We start from the raw sequence: 1,035 nt of genomic DNA, 5'->3' as shown, positions 1-1,035 counted from the left end.
GCGGGACTTAAGCCTGATGAATTAGTGCGGATCACTATTGGCGATGAACGCCGATTTGTTGGTATGGGTATCATGAATGATGATGGTTTATTAGCACCCAAACGTTTAATTGTGATCCATGATAATGATGCCGCTGAGTAGTCTGTTTACTTAGTCATTCACTTTTTCAGATAAATAATCGAATTTTATTGCGGTTAGCCAGCAATCTGGTTAGAATATCGCGCTCACTCTGGCTGAGTTAGTGATCGGCTTGAGATACATTTACTTTTTTTGGAGATACACATGTCACTAAGTGCTGAAACAAAAGCAAAAATTTTGGCTGATTTTGGTCGCTGCGAAAACGATACAGGTTCAACTGAAGTTCAAGTAGCTTTGTTAACTGCTCAAATCAACCACCTTCAAGGTCACTTTAAAGAGCACATCCATGATCACCACTCTCGTCGTGGTTTATTACGTATGGTTAGTGCACGCCGTAAGCTTTCTGCTTACTTAAAGCGTACAGACGTAGCTCGTTATACTGCTATGATCCAGAAGTTAGGTTTACGTCGTTAATTCGACATTCTGCTTACTTTTGTAAGTAGTTTAACCGTAAAGAGGGAGGCCATAAGCCTCCTTTTTTTATTGCCTAAAATAATCGAATCGCCTCAGAATTGTGCCAAACAAGTACCCACTAGTTGTCTTGGCGTTATCTACCCAATCTACAGCAATAGCATCTTGGTATTATATCTACGGGCTATTTTAATGGTCAAATATTCTATGTAAGTTGTTTTAGAATCGTCTCTCGCTAAAAACTTTTTCTGCTAGTTAATGCCATCGATATTAACCTTTTAATTGGTTATGGCTAATTTTTAGATCGTTCTTTCATCGTCATCAACGTTACGCTAATTTTTATTTCATTATTTTGGAAGATATTGATCAGAGACTATATGGTCATTTCAATAAAAATATAACCTATTTATTTGTCTAAGCATTTACGTTTCGGCGTAATCTTCAGGTTATTTTTCATCTGCAATATCTTTTAACATCATAGCCAAC

2 protein-coding genes are annotated in these 1,035 nt (G+C 37.1%); both read left to right on the top strand.

Annotation, left to right across the window (positions count from 1 at the left end; translation table 11 throughout):
- The coding region (locus tag CXF78_RS01695) for a tRNA pseudouridine(55) synthase TruB (RefSeq protein WP_180957025.1) at positions 1-141 on the top strand (141 nt) is incomplete at its 5' end.
- 141 nt (positions 142-282) lie between these two features.
- A complete protein-coding gene (rpsO, locus tag CXF78_RS01690) occupies positions 283-552 on the top strand; it encodes a 30S ribosomal protein S15 (RefSeq protein WP_011636467.1) in 270 nt (89 codons plus the stop codon).
- Positions 553-1,035: the final 483 nt, after the last annotated feature.

The sequence above is a fragment of the Shewanella sp. 11B5 genome (assembly GCF_002836795.1).
In the GTDB taxonomy this organism is placed as follows: Bacteria; Pseudomonadota; Gammaproteobacteria; order Enterobacterales; family Shewanellaceae; genus Shewanella; species Shewanella frigidimarina.
This window is presented reverse-complemented; position numbering and strand designations above follow the sequence as displayed.